At 63.8% G+C, this 23,004-nt stretch carries 22 protein-coding genes; 14 read left to right on the top strand and 8 right to left on the bottom strand.

The genetic code is table 11. The features are described 5' to 3' along the window. Positions 1–398 precede the first annotated feature (398 nt). A complete protein-coding gene (locus tag QM712_RS01260) occupies positions 399–1,574 on the top strand; it encodes a transporter substrate-binding domain-containing protein (protein WP_415021197.1) in 1,176 nt (391 codons plus the stop codon). After that, positions 1,571–2,158 carry an ANTAR domain-containing response regulator gene (locus QM712_RS01265; protein ID WP_415021198.1) on the top strand — a complete coding sequence of 196 codons (588 nt, stop codon included), beginning with the start codon at positions 1,571–1,573 and terminating at the stop codon, positions 2,156–2,158. The genes QM712_RS01260 and QM712_RS01265 overlap by 4 nt, the downstream gene beginning before the upstream one ends. A gap of 202 nt (positions 2,159–2,360) precedes the next feature. On the opposite strand, the gene QM712_RS01270 is transcribed toward QM712_RS01265, so the two are convergent. Genes QM712_RS01270 through QM712_RS01280 form a run of 3 tightly spaced genes read right to left on the bottom strand, consistent with a single transcriptional unit; the run spans position 2,361 to position 4,966 of the window. Then, a complete protein-coding gene (locus tag QM712_RS01270; RefSeq protein WP_415021199.1) occupies positions 2,361–3,176 on the bottom strand; it encodes an N-acyl homoserine lactonase family protein in 816 nt (271 codons plus the stop codon). Between the two features lie 22 nt (positions 3,177–3,198). Then, positions 3,199–3,585: a carboxymuconolactone decarboxylase family protein gene (locus QM712_RS01275; RefSeq protein ID WP_415021200.1), complete on the bottom strand. Its 387-nt coding sequence runs from the start codon at positions 3,583–3,585 to the stop codon at positions 3,199–3,201. 28 nt (positions 3,586–3,613) lie between these two features. After that, complete coding sequence (locus QM712_RS01280) at positions 3,614–4,966, bottom strand: MmgE/PrpD family protein (RefSeq protein ID WP_415021201.1); 1,353 nt, start codon at positions 4,964–4,966, stop codon at positions 3,614–3,616. Positions 4,967–5,206: 240 nt separating this feature from the next. On the opposite strand from QM712_RS01280, the gene QM712_RS01285 reads away from it, so the two are divergent. From QM712_RS01285 to QM712_RS01340, 12 genes are all read left to right on the top strand, one after another. Beyond that, positions 5,207–6,100, top strand: a complete 894-nt coding sequence (locus tag QM712_RS01285) for an NAD(P)-dependent oxidoreductase (protein ID WP_415021202.1) — start codon at positions 5,207–5,209, stop codon at positions 6,098–6,100. Positions 6,101–6,134: 34 nt separating this feature from the next. Beyond that, positions 6,135–7,526, top strand: coding sequence for an MmgE/PrpD family protein (locus QM712_RS01290; RefSeq protein WP_415021203.1), 1,392 nt, complete (start codon positions 6,135–6,137; stop codon positions 7,524–7,526). Positions 7,527–7,605: 79 nt separating this feature from the next. Next, positions 7,606–8,541, top strand: a complete 936-nt coding sequence (locus tag QM712_RS01295; protein WP_415021204.1) for a branched-chain amino acid ABC transporter permease — start codon at positions 7,606–7,608, stop codon at positions 8,539–8,541. A 2-nt stretch (positions 8,542–8,543) separates the two neighbouring features. Further along, a complete protein-coding gene (locus QM712_RS01300; protein ID WP_415021205.1) occupies positions 8,544–10,316 on the top strand; it encodes an ABC transporter permease subunit in 1,773 nt (590 codons plus the stop codon). Further along, entirely contained in the window at positions 10,303–11,010 is a 708-nt protein-coding gene (locus QM712_RS01305) for an ABC transporter ATP-binding protein (protein WP_415021206.1), read from the top strand. The genes QM712_RS01300 and QM712_RS01305 overlap by 14 nt, the downstream gene beginning before the upstream one ends. A 34-nt stretch (positions 11,011–11,044) precedes the next feature. Further along, on the top strand, positions 11,045–12,280 hold the full coding sequence (locus QM712_RS01310) for an ABC transporter substrate-binding protein (protein WP_415021207.1): 1,236 nt from the start codon (positions 11,045–11,047) through the stop codon (positions 12,278–12,280). 32 nt (positions 12,281–12,312) lie between these two features. Next, complete coding sequence (locus QM712_RS01315) at positions 12,313–13,551, top strand: ABC transporter substrate-binding protein (protein WP_415021208.1); 1,239 nt, start codon at positions 12,313–12,315, stop codon at positions 13,549–13,551. Between the two features lie 25 nt (positions 13,552–13,576). Continuing rightward, a complete protein-coding gene (locus tag QM712_RS01320; protein WP_415021209.1) occupies positions 13,577–13,957 on the top strand; it encodes a carboxymuconolactone decarboxylase family protein in 381 nt (126 codons plus the stop codon). A gap of 16 nt (positions 13,958–13,973) precedes the next feature. Further along, the gene (locus QM712_RS01325; protein ID WP_415021210.1) at positions 13,974–14,744 is read left to right on the top strand and encodes an SDR family oxidoreductase; all 771 of its coding nucleotides are present in this window, start codon (positions 13,974–13,976) and stop codon (positions 14,742–14,744) included. A 25-nt stretch (positions 14,745–14,769) separates the two neighbouring features. Then, on the top strand, positions 14,770–15,510 hold the full coding sequence (locus tag QM712_RS01330; RefSeq protein WP_415021211.1) for an SDR family oxidoreductase: 741 nt from the start codon (positions 14,770–14,772) through the stop codon (positions 15,508–15,510). A 23-nt stretch (positions 15,511–15,533) separates the two neighbouring features. Further along, complete coding sequence (locus tag QM712_RS01335; RefSeq protein WP_415021212.1) at positions 15,534–16,247, top strand: GntR family transcriptional regulator; 714 nt, start codon at positions 15,534–15,536, stop codon at positions 16,245–16,247. Positions 16,248–16,269: 22 nt separating this feature from the next. Continuing rightward, positions 16,270–17,244, top strand: a complete 975-nt coding sequence (locus tag QM712_RS01340; protein ID WP_415021213.1) for a tripartite tricarboxylate transporter substrate-binding protein — start codon at positions 16,270–16,272, stop codon at positions 17,242–17,244. A 133-nt stretch (positions 17,245–17,377) separates the two neighbouring features. On the opposite strand, the gene QM712_RS01345 is transcribed toward QM712_RS01340, so the two are convergent. The 5 genes from QM712_RS01345 to QM712_RS01365 are packed head-to-tail and all read right to left on the bottom strand — an operon-like array spanning position 17,378 to position 22,997. After that, positions 17,378–18,208, bottom strand: coding sequence for a type 1 glutamine amidotransferase (locus QM712_RS01345; RefSeq protein WP_415021214.1), 831 nt, complete (start codon positions 18,206–18,208; stop codon positions 17,378–17,380). A 3-nt stretch (positions 18,209–18,211) separates the two neighbouring features. Further along, complete coding sequence (locus QM712_RS01350) at positions 18,212–19,384, bottom strand: iron-containing alcohol dehydrogenase (RefSeq protein WP_415021215.1); 1,173 nt, start codon at positions 19,382–19,384, stop codon at positions 18,212–18,214. A gap of 9 nt (positions 19,385–19,393) precedes the next feature. Next, positions 19,394–20,779 carry an aldehyde dehydrogenase family protein gene (locus tag QM712_RS01355; protein WP_415021216.1) on the bottom strand — a complete coding sequence of 462 codons (1,386 nt, stop codon included), beginning with the start codon at positions 20,777–20,779 and terminating at the stop codon, positions 19,394–19,396. A gap of 28 nt (positions 20,780–20,807) precedes the next feature. Continuing rightward, a complete protein-coding gene (locus QM712_RS01360; RefSeq protein ID WP_415021217.1) occupies positions 20,808–22,175 on the bottom strand; it encodes a glutamine synthetase family protein in 1,368 nt (455 codons plus the stop codon). 42 nt (positions 22,176–22,217) lie between these two features. Beyond that, positions 22,218–22,997 (bottom strand): inositol monophosphatase family protein, encoded by a 780-nt coding sequence (locus QM712_RS01365; RefSeq protein ID WP_415021218.1) that lies wholly within the window; start codon positions 22,995–22,997, stop codon positions 22,218–22,220. Between the last annotated feature and the right edge of the window lie 7 nt (positions 22,998–23,004).

Genomic DNA, 23,004 nt, shown 5'->3' on the forward strand with positions numbered 1-23,004 from the left:
TCACGCTCGAGACGACGCAGGGGTAGCCCCACGCATGCGTCATCGTTTTGGCGACACGGGCGCATCGCCAACTTTTCCCTGGCGGCAAAAAGAAAAAAGCCACCCGCCCCTCGAAATGAGGTGACGAATGGCTCAAATGCCGCGGCTATGATCTATCGCTTAGAGCTCGAGATCGAACAAAGCACTTAGTGCGAAGCGCTGGACGTCATCGGCCAGATCGGCGCACGCGAGGTTCGACAGAAACCCTATGGACGAAAATTCTAAGTAACTGCCTATCCGATTGTCAACGACACTGTCTGCCTAAATTTCGAGAGTGCTGCGCAGCAAAACGGCAAGCCACTTGCGCGGCGATCGGCGATGATGATTTCATTCTCGCATCGTCTTGCCGAAAGCCGTCAATGACAAAGCCGTCCGTCCCCGTTGGCATCATCTGCTCGCAATCCGGTCCGTATCAGGCCATGGGTCGCGAAATCCTCAAGAGCGCCATGATGGCGGTGGACGAGATCAACAACCTCCCCGAGTTCGACTTCTCGATCGCCGCCCATGTGCGCGACCCCCGCGGCATCATCTCCGAGTACCATACGGTCTGCGACGATTTGATCCGCAATGTCGGCGTCAAGCACATCATCGGTTGTTACACTTCCGCCTCGCGCAAGCAGGTGCTGCCGATCGTCGAGCGCACCGATCGCCTGCTCTGGTATCCCGCGCGCTACGAGGGATTCGAGTGCTCCGACAACGTCATCTATGTCGGAGCCTCGCCGAACCACAACGTGCTGCCGCTGGTCCGCTATGTCCTGGACAACCTGTCGCGCGAGATCTTCTGCGTCGGCTCCAACTACGTCTGGACCTGGGAAACCAATCGCGTCACCCGCGAGCTGGTGAGCGCGGCGGAAGGCCACATCGTGGCCGAGCGGCTGCTCGAGCTCGGCGAAAGCGCCGTCGGACATATCGTCGACGAAATCGTGCGCAAGAAACCGCCGATCGTATTCAACACGCTGGTCGGCAGCTCCAGCTATGATTTCATCCGCGCCTTCCATGCCGGCACCAAGGCGGCCGGGCTGGAGATTCCGATGCTGAGTTGCAGCCTGTGCGAGCCGGAACTGGCGATCGTCGGGCCTGCCTCGGCCGGCTGCATCACCTCGTCGGCCTATTTCGAAAGCATTCGACTGCCGGAGAACCGCGCCTTCGTCGAGCGCTGGAAGGCGCGCCATGGCGACGACAGCAGCCCTTCGGTCGACGGACAATCCGCCTATGTCGCCGTCTATCTGCTCGCGCGTGCGCTGCAGCGGGCCGGCACGTCCGATATCGCCGAGGTCCGGCGTGCAGCCGCCGGCCATCGTTACAATTCGCCGCAGGGACCGGTCTGGATCGACGGCGGCAACAACCATTGCGTCCTTACACCGCGGCTCGCCGTTTCAAATCCGGAAGGACAGTTTGATATCTTCTGGGAAGCTGAAGCGCCTGTGAAACCTGATCCTTACTTGACGCAGCTCGACATCGCCGTCCGCCCCCCGCGGGAGACCCCCAGGGGTGGAGCATCGCCGAACGCGCCGCATCTGCGGGTTATAAAATGATCAAGCCGTCTTCATTTTCCCTTCGTGGACGCAAAGCCCTCTTCGCCATCAAGGACGAACGCGACGCTACGATCGTGCGGCGCCAACTCGAGCGTCTCGGGATCGACGGCATCGCATGGACCCCCGACGAGCCGTTCAAGATCGCTCCGGACGTGGCGCTGATCGACGACGAATTTCTGCCGCTCGCATCGGCTGCCAATTGTGTATTTCCCGGACGGTGTCCGGTGATCGCCCTGCTCGGCACCGAAACGCCAAGCCGCCTGAAGCTGGTCTTCGAACTGGATCCTGCATCGTTCCTGGTTAAGCCGTTGCGCTCTGCGGGCATCTACGCAGCGCTCGTCATGGCGTTCGAGCGAAGCGAGCGCACCGGCGAACTGAAGCAGCAGATCGTCAAGCTCGAGCAGCGCCTCCGCTCGCGCCGCATCGTGCTCGCCGCGGTCCTTCAGGTGATGCACTCGCAGGCGTTGGCCGAACCGGCCGCCTTCGCACTGATCCGTAAGGCGGCCATGGAGCAGCGCAAGACCATCGAGGAGCTTTCGGCCGAGATCACGGCCAAGGGAAGCCTGCCGCGCGCAGCTGGCTAGATAGTCCCGCGACCCGCCCGCCTGCTTGTCCGTCGACGAAGCGTGGCTTAGCGGCAGGCCGGCTCGCACCAGCGAGGAAGAGGTTTAACGCGACAGATCAGTCGCGCTAAATCGCTTTGAGCAGGCGCCAAGTGCTTGATCTATCTGGCAGTCGCGCCCGGTCTCGAACGGTGCACGACACTCGGAAACTGCGCGCCTCGCTTCATGCGGGACGATCAGCAGCTTTCGACGGCGCCACGTCGAGGCGAACCGCGACGCCGTCAAGGTCAGGATTTGGCGCCGGATAGAGCTTCATGACCAGCGGGTCGTGGCCGGGAACGATATGATCCGTGTCGGGCGCTGCCGCACGCAGCTTGTCGAAGCCGACCAGCATGTCGCCGACGTGAAACGCCGTTGTGAACGGACGCTCGCTCGTCATGTTCTCATAGAAATGACTGACGTCGGAGGCGAGCACGACGGGCCCGCGACGCGTATTAACCCGGACGAATTGAAGACCGGCTGAATGTCCGCCAGCTGCATGGACCGTCAATCCCGGCGCGATCTCGGCGTCGCCATCATAGAACAGCACACGGCGCGCGTAGTTCAGCCGAACGATTCCGCAGACATCCTCGACCTCGAAGGAGTGCGAGAGCCGCGGGTATTGCATGTAGCGCCCTGTGGCGTAAGCGAGTTCGCGTTCCTGCAGGTGAAAGCGCGCATTGGGAAACCGGTCGAAATTCCCGGCGTGGTCATAGTGGAGATGCGTGAGGATCACATCCTTGATGCCTGCTATGTCGATGTCGAACGCAGCCAGCGTCTCCACGGGACAGCGCAGGAACGTCCGCCTGCGCTGCCTTGCGATTTCGGCGTTGAAGCCGGTGTCAATGACGAAGGTACGGCCGCCTTCCCGCGCCAGCCATACGAAATAGTCCATCGGCATCGGCCCGTCATGCGGATCGCCACCGATGAAGTGCTCGCTCCGCTGCGCCTCACGCGTCGCGTAGCGGATGGCGAACAGCTCGTATTCCGGATCAGCCATGACAGCTCACGCCGATCTCCGCTCAGGATTTCGCATCGACCTCGTTGAAGGCCTCGCGCGCATTGCGGAAGGCGTCGATGCCGGCGGGGACGCCGCAGTAGACCGCGACCTGGAGCAAAATCTCCTTGATCTCTTCCCTGGTCAGCCCGTTCTGCAACGCGCCCTTGACATGGAGCTTCAGTTCGTGCGGGCGGTTGAGCGCGCCAAGCATCGCCAAGTTGACGATCGAGCGCGTGCGCCGGTCGACACCGGGCCGCGTCCACAGCGCGCCCCAGCAGAATTCGGTCGACCATTCCGCCATCGTGCGCGTGAATTCGTCAGCACCGGCGATCGACTTGTTGACGTAGTCCTCGCCAAGCACTTCCTTGCGAACCTTGAGGCCCTTTTCGAACAGTTCGGTCTTGCTCACGATCGTCCCTTTCCGGTCTTGAGAGATTCTAATTGGAAGTTGCGCAGCGCGGCGCCGACGGCGGCCGCAGAAACTGCATGAGATTGCCGACGTCATCCGCCGCATCGAACCGCCAGATCGCATCGATGACGCGGTCTGCATCCCAATCGCTTCGACCGGTCCGCACACCGTCGCGCAGCTTCTGTTCGATATCGCCATCCGCGAGCGGCGCGCTTTGGCTGCCGCGCGGGGAAACGATGGTCTCTGTGAGCGATTCGCCGGACAGCATGCGCAAGGTGACGCGCGACGCGCCATCGGGCATCTTGGTGTCGAGTTCCGCCCTCACCTTGTGTCGCAACTGAGCGACATCCAGCCTCGCCACCGTCTCCTGCCCGAATTCGGGCACGCCGGCGGCTCCAAGCAGCAGCCCACAAGCTGCGCAGTGATGGATGCTGACGCGTGCATCGCGCTCGTTGTTCACGGGACGATCGCCTCGCGCAAGCAGCAAGGCCGAGCCCTGCACCGTGACTGATTCGATCTGGTCGACCCGTCCGCCGATCCGCTCGCGCAGCAGCAGGCAGGCATCGATGACGGAATGGAAGACAATTCCGGCCGGATACGGCTTGTAGGTATTCTTCGCGATCTCCCAGGTCTTGCCCAGGCCATCGAGCAGACGGGCAATATCCGGCTCGTCACCCATGGTGCGCGCCCAGCCGAGCGGGCCTTCGATGGCGCAGGGCGCGGCCTCATAGCCCTGTTGAGCAAGCAGCGCCGCAAACAGCCCGTTGCGCGCGGCGTTGCCCACACTGACATTCTTGGCGGCGCTCGGCAGGTTCTCGACATTTCCGGCCGACTGGCTCGCCGCGACCCCGATTGCGTTCGCGATGCCTTCGGCCGGAAGTCCCAGCAGTTTCCCGCAAGCTGCGGCCGCGCCGAAGATCCCGCAGGTCGATGTGATGTGCCAACCGCGCGCGTAGTGGCGCGGCGAAACCGCGTTGCCGATCCGGCACTCGACATCGACGCCGAGAATGAAGGCGGTCAGAACCGCGCGTCCCGACAGCCTGCGGGTCTCAGCAAGCGCGAGCGCGGAAGCTGCGACCGGGGCCGCCGGATGAATAATGGTTTCCGGATGGGTATCGTCAAAGTCGAGCAGATTCGCCGAAATGGCGTTCAGGAACGATGCGCACAACGCGTCCATCGGCGCCGAATGGCCGATGACGGTAGCGGTCGCGGCTCCGCTGAACGGTGACAGAGTGCGCATCGCGGCCGTGACCACGGGATCGCGGGCCGAGCCGAGCGCAGTCGCGAAGAAATTGAGAATCGATCGACGCGCCTCGCGCCCTTGCGCCTCCACGTCCGCCCAGGACGAAGCTGCGACGAAGTCGGCGAGAGTTCGGCTCACGCTGGGAATCTTGTCTTGCGGCACGCGGGGCGTCTTCCTCGTTTTCCCGAACCTTATGCCGATCCGCGTCAAACTGTCGACCCCAAATGTTATGCTTGACAGCTTGTATGACAATCATAACAATCCGACCGCCGGCGCTCGCTCGCGCCGCCGCACGACGGACGTCGTCCGGCGACGACGTTTGACCAAAAAGATCAAGAATGCGCGCCCGTTACGGGATTGCGCGGCAGGGAGTAGACGATGGCGGGAGAGATCCTCGGCGTAATCGGCACGGGCCGCATGGGCGGCCCCATGGCGGGGCGATTGATCGACGCGGGCTACTCGCTCGTCGTTTACGACACCCAGGCTGAGGCGACCCAGCCCCTGGTGAAGCGCGGAGCCCAACTCGGCAAATCGCCCGCCGACGTCGCTTCACGCGCCGACATCGTGCTCGCCAGCCTGCCGACACCCGACATCGTCAAGGCCGTCACGCTCGGACAGGACGGCATCAGCAGCGGCAACCGTGCCAAGATCGTCGTGGATCTGTCGACCTCGGGCCCCGGTGCGGCGAAGCTCGTCGCGGAAGGCCTGAAAGCCAAGGGCATGACCCTGGTCGATGCGCCCGTGAGCGGCGGCATCAAGGGCGCCGTCAACGGTACACTGGCCGTGATGGTGTCGTGCCCTCAGGCGACTTACGACACCGTGCAGCCGATCCTGAAGAATTTCGGCAAGCTGTTCTACACCGGCGATAAGCCTGGCGTGGCACAGACGGCCAAGCTCGCCAACAATCTGATGGCTGCTGCGGCGCTGGTGATCACGTCGGAGGCCGTCGCGATGGGCGTCAAGGGCGGCGTCAACGCAAAGGTCCTGATCGACATCATCAACGCCAGCAGCGGCCGCAACAGCGCTTCCGAAGACAAGTTCCCCCGCGCGGTGCTGCCCGGCACCTTCGATTTCGGCTTCGCAACCGGTCTTTCCTACAAGGACGTCCGGCTCTGCGTGGACGAGGCCGAGGCCATGGGTGTGCCGATGGTCTGCGGCGCGGTGGTGCGGCAGATGCTTGCGATCACCAACGCCAAGTACGGCGCGTCGTCCGACTTCACATCGATCGCGAAAGTGCTCGAGGAATGGGCCGGCGTGGAGATGCGCGGCTGAGCGCACGGGTGTTGTTCAGGGAGAACGACTAGCGATGACGATCGGCCCGACCGTATCCGGCAAGATCGCGCTTGCGCGCCAGATGGCGCGGAGCGCGCTTGCGCGGGATCTCGGAGACTTCGGTCCGGAGGTCGTCGCCAAGGCAAAACTTTGCTTGCTCGATTTCCTGTCCTGCGCCTTTGAAGCCGGCCATCATCCCTGGAGCCGCCAGGCCGTCGCCATCGCGCAGCCCGGTGGCGGCGCGACGATCATCGGGACGCAGCAGCTCTCCTCACCGGCCGACGCGGCCTTCGCCAATGCCGTGATGGGACATGGCCTCGTCCGTGAGGACATGCACGCGGCCAGCATCGCGCACCACGGCGTCGTGATCTGGCCGACGCTGCTTGCGCTCTCCGAACAGGCGCCGCTGCGCGGAGCGAGGCTGCTCACGTCCGCGATCATCGGCTACGAGACCGGCGCAAGAATCGGGCGCGCGCTTCTGACCTCCGACCTCGCGCGGCTTTATCGCCCGACCGGCCTTGTCGCTCCCTTGGGCGCCGCGCTCGCGGGAAGCTTTGCGCTCGGCCTGTCCGAAGACGCCGCAACCAGCGCCATTGCGATCGCGACCAATACGTCCAGCGGGCTCAACGAGTGGCCGCATGCCGGGGGCTCCGACATGTATTTCCACCCGGGCTTTGCCGCCAGCAATGCCATCAAGGCAATCGGCCTCGCTGCGACCGGCGCGTTCGGCTCGGAGACGATCCTCGAAGGCGAAGCCGGCCTGTTCGCCGCCTATCGCCGTCAGGTCGCGCCTGACTGCATCGCGCTGTTTCCCAACGGCGAATGCGAGATCATGGCCGTCTACAACAAGCCGGTACCGGCCTGCAACTTCGCACAGACCGCCGCACAGGCCGCGCTCCACGTTTCGCGAGAGCTCGCCGGCACTGGCGAAATCGACCGCGTCGTCATTCGCGCGCCCGATGCCGCCGTTCGCTATCCCGGATGCGATTCCATGGGGCCCTATCGCAATGCGCTTCAGGCCAAGATGAGCATTCCCTTCAGTGTCGCCGCAACGCTGGCGCGGGGCGAGATCGAAGAAGGCAATTACGCCGAACTCGCTGATGCCGGCATCATCCGTCTGGTGTCGGTCACCGAGCTCGAGGCGGATCCCGGCTTCACCGCGGCTTTCCCCGGCAAGCAGGGCGCGGAAGTGACCTTGCATCTGCGCGACGGCCGAACGATCCGGCACGCCTTGCCGGACGTCATCGCCGCAACACCGTCAGATATTCGCGCGCGATTCCGCGCCGCGGCCGGCCGTGTTCTTGGCGAGGACCGCACGCATCGGCTCGAACAACTCATCGAAGACTGCGAGCGGCTCGGCAATGCCGGCGCCATCGCAGCGCAGTGCCGTCTGGAGACGGATCGGGTTTTACGATCGGCATCGTAAGAAATGCCGGAAAGTACGGGGGAAACATGGTCGACCTGGAGACCAGCCTAGAATCGTCAGCAGCGCGGGGACGGGGCTGATGGAAGGTTTTCTGCAAGCGCTCGCCGCGGGCCTGTTGATCGGCGCCGTCTACGGCCTGATGTGCGTCGGGCTCGGCCTGATCTTCGGCGTCATGCGCGTCATCAACTTCGCACACGGCGATTTCATGATGCTCGGCATGTATACCGCCTTCTATCTCTTCACCGCGGCCGGCGTACAGGCGGTCTTCGGCAGTACCGTCGGTCCGTTCGTCGCCATCATCCTGGCCGGGCCCGTGCTCGCGGTATTCGGTTATTTCGTCCACCGGACACTGATATCGCACGTCTCAGGCACGCGCACCGCCTCGCTTGAAGGCGAAGGCCATTACGCCCAGCTCATCCTCACGCTCGGCATTGCGCTGATCCTGCAGAACGGTGGCCTCATTGTATTCGGTTCCGTGCTGGCCTCGATCCGCACGCCTCTGTCGAGCTCGGCCTGGGAACTCGGCCCTTTCTTCGACATGAGCATCTTCCTCAACAAGGCCCGCAGCATCGATGCCATCGTCTCGCTGGTGACGATGATCCTTCTCTCGCTGCTGATCACGCGCACCCGGATCGGCAAGTCGCTACGCGCGGCCGCCGACAATCCCACCGCCGCGACCTATATGGGCATTGACGTCGACCGCGCGCACCGCACCGCCTTTGCGCTCGGCTGCGGCATCACCGCGATTGCCGGCGGCCTGCTCGCCACCAACTACCCGTTCCACCCCTTCGTAGGTCTCGAATACGTCATCGTCATGTATGCCGGCGTTGTGCTCGGCGGCATGGGCAGCATCATCGGCGCCTTCTGGGGCGGCATGACGATCGGCCTCGTCCAGCAGATGTCGACGCTGATCCTGCCGACGCAATTGCAGAATGCCGCGATCTTCGCTGTCTTCCTCCTCATCATCTTCTTCCGTCCGCAAGGCTTCTTCGGGCGCATGGTCGAGAGGACGTGACCATGCTCCGGATGCGTTCCTTGCTGCCGCCCCTGCTTTTCACACTCGCCTATGCCGGGATCTCGCTCGGCGTCACCAACTCCTACTACCAGCTCATCCTGACGCTGGTGCCGGTGTGGGCGGTTTTCGGCCTGTCGTGGAACCTGCTCAGTGGTTACACCGGTCTGATCTCGTTCGGCCATGCCGCCTTCTTCGGCATCGGCGCCTATGCAACGGCGCTCGGGCAAATCTATTTCAACATCTCCCCGTGGCTGCTGATCCCGGTCGCGGCCATGCTCGGCGGCATTGCCGGACTCCTGATCGGATTTCCGACCTTCCGCCTCCAGGGCCACTATTTCGCGCTCGCGATGCTCGCCTATCCTCTCGCCATTCTCTACGTGTTCGAATGGCTCGGCTTCCAGGAGGTGACCCTCCCGATCAAGCGCGACGCGCCGATCGCCTACATGCAGTTCTCCGACCCCCGCATCTACACGCTGCTGGGACTTGCCATCATGCTGGCGACCATCGTGCTGACGCAGATGATCGAGCGTTCGCGCTTCGGCATGGCCCTGCTCGCAATCAAGCAGAACGAGGCCGCGGCCGAAGCAGCCGGCATCAACACCCTGGCTTGGAAACTGCGCGCGATCACGCTGAGCGGCGCAATCGCCGCCGCCATTGGCGGCTTCTACGCGCAGGTTCTGCTGGTCGTAACGCCGGCGTCGGTCTTCGGCATGCTGGTGTCGGCGCAGGCGCTGACGGTCGCGATGTTCGGCGGCGTCGGATCCGTCTGGGGTCCGGTGATCGGCTCGGTGATTTTGATCCCGCTGGCCGAGATTCTGCACGCCGAAGCCGGCGCGCGCATCCCCGGCATTCAGGGTGTCATCTTCGGCATTGCCATCGTCTGCGTCATCCTGCTGGCGCGGGAAGGTCTGTTCTGGAAGCTGCGTGATCTCCTGCGCAAGCGGAATGCCGGGGAATCGCCACCTGTCGATACTCCGGAAACGCCAGCAGCCAACGTCACGGCGCTGAAGCCGGCCGCACGCCAACGCGCCGCCACCAGCGACGTCGTGCTCGAGGTCCGCAACCTCTCGCGCTCTTTCGGCGGTCTGAAGGCGGTGCAGGACGTCAGCTTCAAGCTGCACAAGAACGAAATCCTCGGCATCATCGGCCCGAACGGCGCCGGCAAAACCACACTGTTCAATCTGCTCAACGGCTTCCTGAAACCGAGCCAGGGCGAGGTGCTGGTCGATGGCCGCAACATGTCGGGCCAGCGGCCGCATGTGATCTGCGAGGCCGGCATCGGCCGCACTTTCCAGGTCATGAGACCGTTTCTGCGCATGTCGATCCTCGACAACGTCGTGGTTGGCGCTTATGTCCGGGCGCGCTCCGACGAGGAAGCTCGCAGGCTGGCCGCCGATGCGGTCGCGCGCGTGGGGCTGTCAGCCGTCGCCGATCGCGTCGCCGGTGAGCTCTCGACCAAGGAGCTGCGGTTGATGGAGCTGGCGCGTGCGATTGCCGGCCAGCCGCGTATCCTGCTGCTCGACGAGACACTGGCGGGCCTCGGCCACAGCGAGGCGGACGAAGTCGTCGCCGTGATCCAGCAACTTGCGCGCGACGGCATGACCATCGCGATCATCGAGCACACCATGCAAGCGATGGTACGCCTGGTCGACAGCTTCCTCGTGCTCGACCACGGCGCCGTCATCACCGAAGGCCTGCCGGAGGTGGTGACGCGCGACAGCCGCGTGATCGAGGCCTATCTGGGCAAGAAGTGGGTGGGCCATGCTGCGAATTGAGGGATTGAGCGCGGGCTATTCCGCAAAGCCCGTCCTCAACGACGTATCGATCAATGTCGGCGCCGGCCAGTTCGTTGCCATCGTCGGGCCGAACGGCGCCGGCAAGACCACGCTGTTCAAGACGATCTCCGGCATCGTGAAGCCGAGCGGTGGAAGCATCACTTTCAACGGCGTCGATCTCCTCGCCGTGCCGCCCCCGCAACGCCCCCATCTCGGCATCGCCCATGTCCCCGAGGGCCGCCAGGTCTTTCCGTCACTGACGGTGATGGAAAACCTGGAAATGGGCGCGATGACCGACAGCGGCCGGCGCGACTGGCAGGCCAATATCGAACGGATCTTCGAATGGCTTCCAGTGCTGAAGGAGCGCCGCAACCAGTTCGCGGGCACGATGTCCGGCGGCCAGCAGCAGATGCTCGCAATCGGCCGCGGCCTCGCCTCCTCGCCCAAGCTCTTGATGCTGGACGAGCCGTCGATGGGGCTCGCACCTTCGACCGCAGATTTCATCTTCGAGCGGCTGATCGAGATCCGACGCCAGTCCGGCCTGACCATGCTGCTGGTCGAGCAGCGCGTCGCGGAGGCGCTGGAATCGGCCGACCACGGCTATGTCCTCGAAGCCGGACATGTCGTGCTCGAAGGCAATAACGACACGCTGCGTGCCGACGATCGCGTACGCAAGGCCTATCTCGGCATGTGACCAACACAAGAAAAACGACAAGGGAGAGAACAAAATGAAGAAGACATCGAAGGGACTTTCGCGCCGGACCGTGCTGTCCGGCGCCGCCGCCGTGGGCCTCGCCGGCGTGGCCCGCGCGCAGGCACCGGCCGAAGTGAAGGTTGGATTGATCGTACCGCTGTCGGGCATCTACACCCGCCCCGGCCAGGTCATGAAGATGGGCGCCGAGATGGGCGTCGAGCACATCAACGCGCAGGGCGGCATCAAGTCGCTCGGTGGCGCCAAGCTGAAGCTCGTGGTGATCGACTGCGGCGACACCACCGAGAAGGCCAAGAACGCGGCGCAGCGCATGGTGGCGCAGGAGTCGGATCTCGTCGCCGCCACCGGCGCCTATCTCTCTTCGTTCACGCTTGCGGTGACCGAGGTCACCGAGCGGGCCGAACTGCCGATGCTGACGCTGTCCTACTCCGACCTGCTGACCGACCGCGGCTTCAAATACATCTTCCAGACCGCTGCGACGGCGAGCCGCCAGTCCGAGCTCGGCCTGCCAACCCTGATGAAACTCGCGGAGAACGCCTCGGGCAAGAGGCCGAAGACCGTGGCGATGCTGATGGACAACACAGCCACCTCGGTCGCCACCGCCAAGGCGCTCAAGGAGAAACTGTTCGCCCAGGAAGGTCTTCAACTCGTCGTCGAGGAAGTCTGGACCCCACCGTTGTCGGATGCCACGCCGCTGATCCAGAAGGTTCGCTCAGCCAAGCCGGACCTGCTGCTGTTCATGCCGAACGCGGTATCGGACGCCAAGCTCGGACTTGAGAAGATCAGCGAGTTCGGCCTCGGCCAGGGCAAGATCCCGACCGTGTCCTTCAGCATCACCATCGCCGAGCCCGACATGCTCCAGAGCGTGAGCCCCGAGATCGTGCAGGGCATCATGACCATCGTCGCCAGTTGGGGTGCAAAGGGTCACGAAGCCCTGATCGCCGAGCTGAAGGCCAAGTACAAGGAGCCATGGGCGACGCAGAACGTCATCTCCACCTATGGCGATATGTGGGTGATGAAGGAAGCGCTGGAGAAGGCCGGCAAGGCCGACCGCAATGCAGTCGCGCAGGCGCTGCGTACTCTGGATGCCGGCGATTCGAAATATTATCCCGGCGGTCAGCTCAAATTCGATGAGAAAGGTCGTCGAGTCGGCGCCGGTGTCGTCATCGTGCAATGGCAATCGGGCGTGCCCGTCACCGTCTATCCGCCCGAGCTCGCGCAGGCGCAGCCGTTCTGGCCCAAGAAATCATAAGCGTCGCGCGCCATTTCAGGGAGGACATTTTCATGACTGCAAAAAGCAAGATCACCATTTCAAGGCGCACTCTGCTCGCCGGTGCCTCCGGCACGCTGATCGCATCCCGCGCTGCCTGGGCCCAGCAACCTGCCGAAGTGAAGGTCGGCCTACTGGTGCCGATCTCCGGGCTCTACGCTCGCCCGGGAACGGTGATGCGTGAAGGCGCCGAGATGGCGGTTGACCACATCAACGCCCAGGGCGGCATCAAGGCGCTCGGCGGCGCCAAGCTGAAGCTCGTCGTGCTCGATTCCGGCGATACCACGGAAAAGGCCAAGAACGCGGCCCAGCGCATGGTCGCGCAGGAGACCGATCTGGTCGCGGCCAGCGGCGCCTATCTGTCGTCGTTCACCCTCGCGGTGACCGAGGTGACCGAGCGCGCCAATTTGCCGATGCTCACCCTCTCCTACTCCGACCTCATCACCGAACGCGGATTCAAATACGTCTTCCAGACCGCGGCCACCGCAGGTTCGCAGGCCAAGCAAGCATTGCCGCAGCTCATCAAGCTGGCGGAGACGGCCTCCGGCAAGCGGCCGAAGACGGTTGCGATCCTGACCGACAACACGGGAGCCTCGATCGCCTCCGCGAAGGCGATGCGCGAAGGATTGCTGGCGGAGAACCAGTTGCAGTTGATCGTCGACGAGACGTTCACACCGCCGCTGGCTGATGCGACGTCACTGGTCCAGAAGATCCGCTCGGCAAAGCCCGACCTGCTGTTCTTCCTGCCTACGGTGATTTCGGACGCAAAGCTGCTGCTCGAGAAGATGAACGAGTTCGGCCTGGGCCAGGGCAAGGTCCCGACCATCTCGTTCGGCATCGCGATCGCCGAGCCGGACATGCTCCAGACCGTGAGCCCCGAACTGCTCCAGGGCGTACTGACCTGCGTCGCGAGCTGGGGCGCCAAGGGCCATGAGGCGCTGATTGCCGAACTGAAGACCCGCTACAAGGAGCCGTGGATGACGCAGAACGCGATCTCCACCTACGGCGATATGTGGGTGATCAAGGACGCACTGGAGAAAGCCGGCAAGGCCGATCGCGTCGCCGTCGGTGAGGCGCTACGCACGATGGACGCCGGTCCCTCCAAATATTATCCACTTGGCGAGATCAAGTTCGACGAGAAGGGCCGCCGCGTCGGCGCCGGCATGACCATCGTGCAGTGGCAGACCGGCATTCCAGTGACCGTATTCCCTCCGGAGCTCGCACTGGCAAAGCCGTTCTGGCCGAAGAACTGACAACGCCCGGAAAACGGAGAACGACATGGACAAGGCAACCTACGACCGCGGCCTCGAAATCCGCAAGAGCGTGCTCGGCAACGAGTTCGTCGACAAGGCGATCGCATCGGCGGACGAGTTCAATCGCCCGATGCAGGACCTCACCACGGAATATTGCTGGGGCTATGTCTGGGGCCGCGACGGCCTGACCCGCAAGACCCGCAGCTTCCTCAATCTGGCGATGCTCTGCGCGCTCAACCGCCCGCACGAGCTGAAGACTCATGTCCGTGGCGCACTTGCCAACGGCGCGACGCGGGAGGAAATCCGCGAGGTCTTCATGCAGGTCGCGATCTATTGCGGCGTTCCGGCGGGCGTGGACGCATTCCGCAACGCGAAGGAAGTCTTCGCCGAATTCGACAAGAAGTAGCGGAAACGTGGCTCGGATGAAGGACAAATGGGCACTCGTGACCGGCGCGACCGCGGGCCTTGGCTTGGCCATCGCGGAAGGCCTTGCCGGCGCGGGCGCCAACATTGTCCTTCATGATCTCACCCCACCGAAGCAGGCCGCGGGCGATCTTCGCGCGCGCTTCGGCGTCGAGGTCGTCACGGCCGGCGTCGATCTGTCCCGGTGCGATGCCATCGAGGCCATGATGGCGGACCTTCTCGACCGCTGCGGCGCGATCGATATTCTCGTCAACAATGCCGTGGTCCGGCACTTCTCGGCGATCGACCAGTTCCCGACGGATCGCTGGGAGCAGGCGCTTGCCGTCAACCTCTCGGCGCCATTTCACCTGATCCGCCTGGCCCTGCCGGCCATGAAGCAGCGCGGCTGGGGCCGGATCATCAATATGGGCTCGATCTATTCGAGCCGCGCGGTCGAAGACCGCATTGATTACGTCACCACCAAGACTGCAATCCTGGGCATGACGCGCGCTGTGGCGATCGAGACGGCACGCAGCGGCATCACCTGCAACACGCTCTGCCCGGGCACGCTGCCGACGCCCGCGATCCTCGACAAGATTGCAGCGATGGCGTCGAATACCGGCCGTCCTGTTGCGGACGTGACCAGCGAGTACCTCGGCGAGCGTCAGCCGACGCAGCGCTTCATCGAGATGGACGCGGTCGCCGCCATGGTCGTCTTTCTCTGCGGCAGCGCCGCAAACGATATCACCGGCGCCAGTCTGCCGATCGACGGAGGCTGGTCGGTTGCATGACCACATTGGAATGGGAGCGTTTGCGATGACTGAACAATCGAGCCAGACTGTCGTGCTGACGGGCGCCGCCGGCGGCATGGGACGAGCCATCACCAAGGCGCTGCTGGAGAGCGGCCGGCGTGTCGTCCTGGTCGACCGTGATGCCTCGGCACTTCAGGAGCTGGCCGGCGCGGCAGGCCCCGCGGTGTTTCCGATTCAGCTCGACGTCAGCGATGCGCAGGCCGTGGATCGCCTGCCGGACGCCATTCCGGCTCACTTCAGGCCGGTCGATGTCCTCATCAACAACGCGGGGCATGACATCGGCGGACGAACGCGTTTCGATGCCGGTTCCGCGGACGACTGGTCCAACATCATTCAGACCAACCTGATCGGCCTGATGCGCGTCACGCGGGCGATGCTGCCCGACATGGTCAGGCGCAATGCCGGCCATGTCGTCAACATCAGCTCCATCAACGCGGTCCGGATCGTCCCGGACATGGCCGCCTACAGCACCAGCAAGGCGGGTGTGCACATGTTCACCGAGACCCTCCGGGGCGAGCTGGCCGAAACCGCGATCCGGGTCACCGAGCTGCAGCCCGGCCTGACCAGGACCAACATCATTCTGACCCGATACCGCGGCGACAAGCAGAAGGAAAAGGACTATTTCGACCAGTTCAGGATGGCGCTCGATCCGGCCGATATCGCCCGGTCCATCGTTTTCGCCCTGGATCAACCGCCCCACGTTCAAATTGCCGAAATGATGATTCTGCCTGTAAACCGGTACTGAGTTTTCCCGAACAGGACCCGTACATGGAAAGACGTAGCGAACTGCAGGCGACACTCCGCATCGAGGACGTTCCGACCGTCCGGGCGATGGTCGCGCAAAAGCTGCGCGAGGCGATCATGTCCGGAACATTCAAGCCGGGCCAGCGCCTGGTCGAGCGCGAGCTCTGTGAGATGATGGGCGTCAGCCGCCCCTCGATCCGCGAAGCACTGCGTGCCCTCGAGGCCGATGGGCTGGTGAACACAGTCCCGCATCGCGGCCCCGTGGTTTCGACCATCAGCCTCGAGGAGGCCCGGCAGCTCTACGCGGCGCGCGCGGTCCTCGAGGGATTTGCCGGCCGCGAATGCGCGAGGTTTCACGACCCGGAAGTTGCGCGCCGCATCGGGGAAGCCTTGACGCGACTGAAGGCGGCGGCAGCCAAGCAGGACCTCGCCGGATGCCTCGAAGCCAAGACCGACTTCTACGCCGCGCTGATCGGCGGCTGCCGCAATGCCTTCATCGAGCGCATGCTCAAGCCGCTGCATGACCGGATCCAGCTGTTGCGGATGACGTCGATGTCGCAGCCGAAGCGGATCAACAAGAGCCTGCGTGAAGTGACTGCGATCTGGCGCGCGATCCAGAACGGCGATGCAGAACTCGCCGAACGCTGTTGCGTCGATCACATCAACGCGGCGGCAGTGGTCGCTCTCGACATGATCGAGCGCTCGGCGGCCCAGGAGACGGTGCGTTCCGACGACTAGAAAAGACAGCTGGGAGTGTTGGATGAGGTATCTCGTACGATCGCTGATCCTGCTCCTGGTGTTCTGCCCTTGTCCTGCGTCGATCGCGGACGACTATCCGGCCCGGCCAGTCACGATGATCGTCCCCTTCTCCGCAGGCGGTCCCGGCGACGTTATCGCACGCATCCTCGGCAATGCCATGAGCGCGATACTGAAGCAGTCGATCGTCATCGAGAATGTCGTCGGTGCCGGTGGTACGCTCGGCACCAATCGGGTCGCCAAGGCCGCGCCCGATGGCTACACGCTGCTGTTGATGCATGTAGGTCAGGCCACCGCGCCTGCCCTCTACGCCAAGTTGCCGTTCGATCCCGTCAGTGACTTCGCGCCGATCGGGCTCGTGACGGATGTCCCGATGATCCTCGTGGCGCGGCCGAACTTTCCGGCCAAGGACCTCGGCGAATTGGTCGCGCACATCCGCAATGCCGGCGACAAGATCACCTTCGGAAACGTCGGACTCGGCTCGGCCTCGCAGCTCTGCGGCCTGATGTTCATGAGTGCGACCGAGACAAAGCTCACCCCGATCTATTACAAGGGCGGAGGGCCGGCACTGAACGACGTCATCGCGGGCCACATCGACGTCTATTGCGATCCCGCAACCGGGCCCACACCCTACATTCAGTCCAGCACCATCAAGGGCTATGCGATCACCAGCAAAAAGCGCGTCGCGACGCTGCCGGACGTTCCGACCTCGATCGAGGCCGGCGTTCCCGCGTTCGATGTGACAACCTGGTACGGCCTTTACGCGCCGCACGGGACACCCGGGCCTGTCGTCGATCATCTCGTGGCTGCGCTACAAGCCGCGCTCAGAGACCCCGCGTTGATCAGCCGCTTTGCCGAGCTCAGCATGGCCCCGGTCGAGCCCGAGCGCGCAACCCCGGACGCGCTCGAAGCCTTCTTGAAATCCGAGATTGGCAAATGGGGACGAATTATCAAAGCGGCCGGAATCGAGCCGCAGTAGCATCCCTTGTCTCGACTTCTCGCGTCGCCGCGGCATAGCAGCTAGACTGGCGAGCCGCCGGCGGCAGAATTGTCTCAGACCATGCCGCGGGAACGGTCGTCGCGCTGAGTAGCTTTTTCACGCCCAGCTGGGATCATGCTCGTCGTTTGATGAAGTCGACCCAATTCTTCAGTTCGGTCTGACGGGTCTCACTGGAGACGATATCCTCGTCCAGTCCCAATCGCCACGCGATGTCTCGCCGCTCCGGCTCCGCACCGAGGGTGGCAAGATCCGCGGCATACCGCTGCAGGTCCGCAAGCTCGGCAAAGAAGCCCTCGTTGACCAATATCTGACCATAGCGGCGGATGACGGCGGCGATGTCGTGAAGACCGTATTCCGGGTGGTATTGCACGCCCCAGAAGACACCCTTTCCGAAACGGATTTCTGCCGCCTGAACTTCGCTGTTCCCGTTGCTGGCTGTGACGACCGTGTTTGCGGGAAGCCGCGTGACGATGTCGCTGTGAATGGCCGGCGCGTCGAAGGCCTCGCTGCGCCCCGCATGCATAGGATGCCGCCGCCCCGCCGATGTCAGTATGATCTTGCGCGCGAACGCCACTTCGCGGCCGGCCGGATTTAATTGGACATCGCCGCCGGCGGCCACCGCGGCGAGCTGCAAGCCCCAGCACGACCCGAACACGGGAATCCCGCGGCCGAAGACCTCCTTGAGGAAATCAATCTGGCGCGTGGACTCGGGCTCGCGCTGATAGATGTTGAGCGATGAGCCGGTGACGGCCATGCCGTCATAGCCCTCCAGCGGACCGGGCAATACCGCTCCTTGGTCAGCTCCGGCATGGATGTCGACCGCCGCGTTAGGCGCGAGCTTGCGCAACAGGGCGGCGTAGCTCTCACCCGGCGTCGCGCCGGCCGTCTCCGCGATGCGACGACGGCCGGCAAGCGAATTTCCCTCCAGGACCAGCAGCCGCAAGGACTATCTCCCGAGATCGCCGCGGATCGCTGCGAGCACAAGCTGCTCGAACTCATCCTCGGTCAGCTGACGGGGATTGGCGCCCGCGGTCGGATCCTTCACGGCATCCTTGGCGATCGTCCGCGCGTCGGCTTCCTTCACGCCAAGCTCCGCGAGCGTGTGAGGCACGCCGAGCTTCTTCCGCAGATCCAGGATCCAGTCGAGCAGCGTGTCGAAGTCCTGCGCCGGCAAGCCGATCGCGCGCGCAATATGCGGGACCTTGTCGGCGATGGCTTCCCGGTTGCAGATCATCACGTAAGGGAACATGACACCGTTGGTGAGGCCGTGATGAGTATCGTAACGCGCGCCGACCGGGTGCGACACCGAATGGATCGCGCCCAGCCCCTTCTGGAACGCGGTGGCGCCCATCGACGCCGCGGCGAACATGTAGGCGCGCGCTTCCAGATCGCTTCCCTTGGCGACGGCTCTGGGCAGATAGGTGTTGACGATCTTGATGCCCTCCAGCGCGACGCCGTCCGCCAGCGGGTGGAACCCCTTGACACAATAGGCCTCGAAACAGTGCGCCAGCGCGTCCATGCCGGTCGCCATGGTCAGGAACGGCGGCAGCCCGACCGCAAGCTCCGGATCCTCGATCGCGACCTTCGGCATCAACATCGGGTGGAAGATGATCTTCTTCTCGTGTGTGTCCTCCCGGGTGATGACGCCCGCGCGCCCGACTTCCGAGCCGGTGCCGGCAGTCGTGGGTACCGCGATGATCGGTGCGATGCCGTCGGTGTTGGCGCGGGTCCACCAATCGCCGATGTCTTCGAAATCCCAGACCGGCCGCGTCTGCGCGACCATCAAGGCGACGCATTTTCCGACGTCGAGCGCCGAGCCGCCGCCAACCGCGATGACCCCGTCATGGCCGCCGCGCTTGAACGCTGCGACGCCGGCGGTGAGGTTGGACTCGACGGGATTGCCCTTCACGTCCGAGAAAACCTCAACGGGAATGCCGGCCTCTCGGACGAGTTTCACGATCCTTGCGATCATGTCCGAATTGGCAAGGCCGGTATCCGTCACGAGCAGCGGCTTGGTGAGACCGTGAGCCCGGCAGGCATCCGGCAATTCGGCGATGCGGCCCGGGCCCGCCAGGATGCGGGTCGGGAAGTTCCAGGATCCAGTGATGTTGGCGCTCATATCGGGCTCTCAGTGCTCTACGCGAAGGTGGAAGGATTTCGGCCGGGTCAGGGCCTCGAAGCCGAGGCGCGACATGCTCGCGCCGCGGCCGGTGTCTTTGACGCCGGTCCAGGCCAGTCCGGGATCGACATAGTCGCAGCGATTCATGAAGACCGTGCCGGTGGCAAGGCCGTTCCCGATGGTTTCGGCTGCCTCCGCATCCTCGGTCCAGATCGATGCCGTCAACCCGTAGGGGCTATCGTTCATCAGCTCGATCGCGGCAGCATCGGAGGCGACTTTCATGATCCCGACGACAGGACCGAAGCTCTCCTCGGTCATCACCCGCATGGTGTGGTCGACATCGACGAGGACCTGCGGCATGAGATAGGCGGTCCCCTCCCGCGTCTCGGGAAACCGCGCCGGATCGATGAGCGGGCGTCCGCCTGCCGCAACGGCTTCCGACGTGTGGGCGCGCACCAGATCCGCAAAGCGGATCGCCGCCATCGGCCCGAGCGTCGTGTCCTGCTGCAACGGATTGCCGAGCCGGTACGCGGACGTCAGTTCGGCAAATCCCTCGACAAACCGGTCATAGACCGTCTCGTGGACATAGACACGCTCGATGCCGCAGCAGCACTGGCCCGAATTGAAGAAGGCGCCGTCGACGATCTGCTCGATCGCGAAATCGAGGCTGGCATCCGGCCTGACATAGGCCGGGTCCTTGCCGCCGAGTTCGAGACCGACACCGATGAACGTGCCCGCGGCCGCGCGCTCGATGTTGCGCCCGCCGGCCACGGAACCGGTGAAGCTCACGTGATCGACCGACCGCGACGAGATCAGCCGCTCGGTCGAGGCGTGGTCGAGAGCCAGCGCGGTGAACAAGCCCTTGGGCAGGCCGCTCTTGTCCATCGCAGCCTGAAAGCGCTCTCCGGCCAGCAAGGTCTGCGACGCATGCTTCAGGATGACGGCGTTTCCAGCGAGAAGGGCCGGAACGATCGCGTTAACGGCGGTGAGATACGGATAATTCCACGGCGCGACGACCAGCACGATGCCGGCGGGCACGCGCTTGATCATGCGACGCAAGCCGGCGGACGAGGCCGGCACGATCGGCGCCAGGGCCTCGTCACTGAGCGCGACGAGACCACGAACACGCTCTTCGAAGCTGCGCAACTCGCCGCCATAGCGCACGGGACGGCCCATCTGCATGGCGAGCTCGGGGACGATCTCGTCGTTCTGCGCGCGCATGGCCTCCAGGAATGCCAGCATCACGGATTTTCGTTCGGCGAGCGGAACGGCCGCCCATTCGACCTGCGCTTTGCGCGCCCCGGCGAGCACCGCGTCGATCTGATTGGTGGATGCAACGGGCCGGCGCGCGACCTCGCTGCCGTCCACCGGCGAAATGCAGACTATGTCGTTCACGATGTCACTCTCTTCTTGAGGCGCAGTTTCAGATGGTCTCGAAATAGCGGGCGAGTTCCCAATCGGTGATCGCCTTGCGGAATTCCCTCTCCTCCCAATTCCGCGTCATCGCGTAGTGATCGACGAAGACATCACCGAACAATTCGCGCGCCACGTTGGAATTCGACAGCCGATCGGCGGCCTCCGCGAGCGATCGCGGCAGGTTTCGCTTGGTATCATGCTTGATGTCGTAGGCATTGCCGCTGATCGGCGCATCTGGCTCGATCTTGTTCTCGATCCCCCACAACCCCGACCCCAGCGCCGCTGCGATCGCGAGATACGGATTGATGTCGGCCGCCGCAACGCGATACTCGACGCGCTGGCTTGACGGAGATCCCGGGATGACACGGAGCGCGCAGGTGCGGTTCTCGATGCCCCAGGTTGCATCGGTCGGCGCCCAGAAGCCCGGGATCAGGCGCGAGTAACTGTTCACGGTCGACGCGACCATCGCGAGAAGCTCTGGCATCAGCGCCTGCTGCCCGCCGACGAAATGGCGCATCGTGTCCGACATGTATCCCGGACGACCGGCTTGGTGAAACGCCGGCTTGCCGTCCGTCCCGCGAAGCGACAGGTGCAAGTGACCGGACTGTCCGGGATAGGCATTGGACCATTTGGCCATGAAAGTCACCATCTTGCCCTGGCGCTCGGCCCACACTTTTGCAAAGGTCTTGAACAGGACGGCGCGATCGGCCGCGGCCATCGCATCCGTATATTGAATGGCCGCTTCCAGCACGCCGGGGCCGGTCTCGGTGTGCAGCCCCTCGAGCGGGATGTCCATCTCCTCGCAGAGCTGAAGCAGACTTCGGTTCAGTTCGGCTTCCACCGACGACCTCAGGACGGAGTATCCAAACCAGCCGGGTGTCAGATTGGTCAGGTTGCGAAAATTCTTCTCACGAACGCTGTGCGGTGTCTCGTCAAACATGAAGAACTCGAACTCGGCCGCGACGGACGGCGAGAACCCCATGCCGGCCGCACGGTCGATCACGCGCTGGAGAAGCCTCCGCGGGCAGATCGCGGCCGCCGCCTCATCGAATTCGCCGAGGAAGAAGAGCATGCCTGGTTCGGTCGGCAGCTCACGGCAGGTGGCCGGGTCGATCCTCGCGGTGGCATCGGGAAACGCCGTGTGCCAGCCGGTGAAGGTGGAATTGTCATAAAGCTGATCGTTGGAATCCCAGCCGAAGATCACGTCGCAGAACTTGATGCCCGACTCCAGCGCGCTGAAGAACTTCTCCCGCGCCAGATATTTTCCGCGGATGATACCGTCGATGTCGACGACGCCGATCTTGACGTGTGTCAGACCGCGCTCCGTCACCAGAGCGCGAGCATCTTCGGCAGTCCTGACTTTTCGCGATTGCATGATCAATACTCTTGCTGATGAGGATACGAACCGGGCACCGGTTCACATGTTCGAATGGATCAGGTTGAGGGCTTCCTCATGCAGCTCCTGCGTTGCCGAAGCGAGCACGTGGCCGGTCGATCCGATGGAAAGCGGCTTGCCATTCCAGTCCGTCATGACCCCGCCCGCCCCCTGCACGATGGGCACGATCGCCATGTAGTCGTAGGGCTGCAGGCCACATTCGAGGATGAGATCGCAATGTCCCGACGCGAGCAGCCCGTACATGTAGCAGTCGCCGCCGAAGCGCCGCAACCGCGCCGACCGCGACAGCTTCTCGAAGCGTTCGGCATCGGATCCGCGGAACATGTCGGGCGACGTGGTATAGAAACGAGCGTCTCCAACGCGCTTGCAGTCGCTCGTCGTCGCCCTTTGTTCGCCGAACGTCGCGCGCTGCGGCCGTCCGGTCCAGCGCTCCCTCGTCGTCGGTATGTCGATCAATCCGCAGAACGGCTGATTTTCGTAGGCGACCGCGATCAGCGTACCGAACAGCGGAAATCCGGTGATGAAGCTCTTCGTCCCGTCGATCGGATCGATGATCCAGGTGAACGCATCGCCGGCGACGACCCCCATCTCCTCGCCATAGATTCCGTTCGAGGGAAAGCGGCTCGCGATCCGGTCGCGCAGCCGCGTCTCGATTAACCTGTCCGCGATCGTCACGGGGCTTTCGTCCTTCTTCTGGACCACTTCCAGAGAAGTACGAAAATGCGACAAGGCCAGCGAGCGGACTTCTTCAGCCAGCTCGGCCGCGAATGACAGATAAATTTCGGCTTGATCTACCGTCATGTGGTGG

The sequence above is a fragment of the Bradyrhizobium sp. genome (assembly GCF_047605465.1).
Lineage (GTDB): Bacteria > Pseudomonadota > Alphaproteobacteria > Rhizobiales > Xanthobacteraceae > Bradyrhizobium.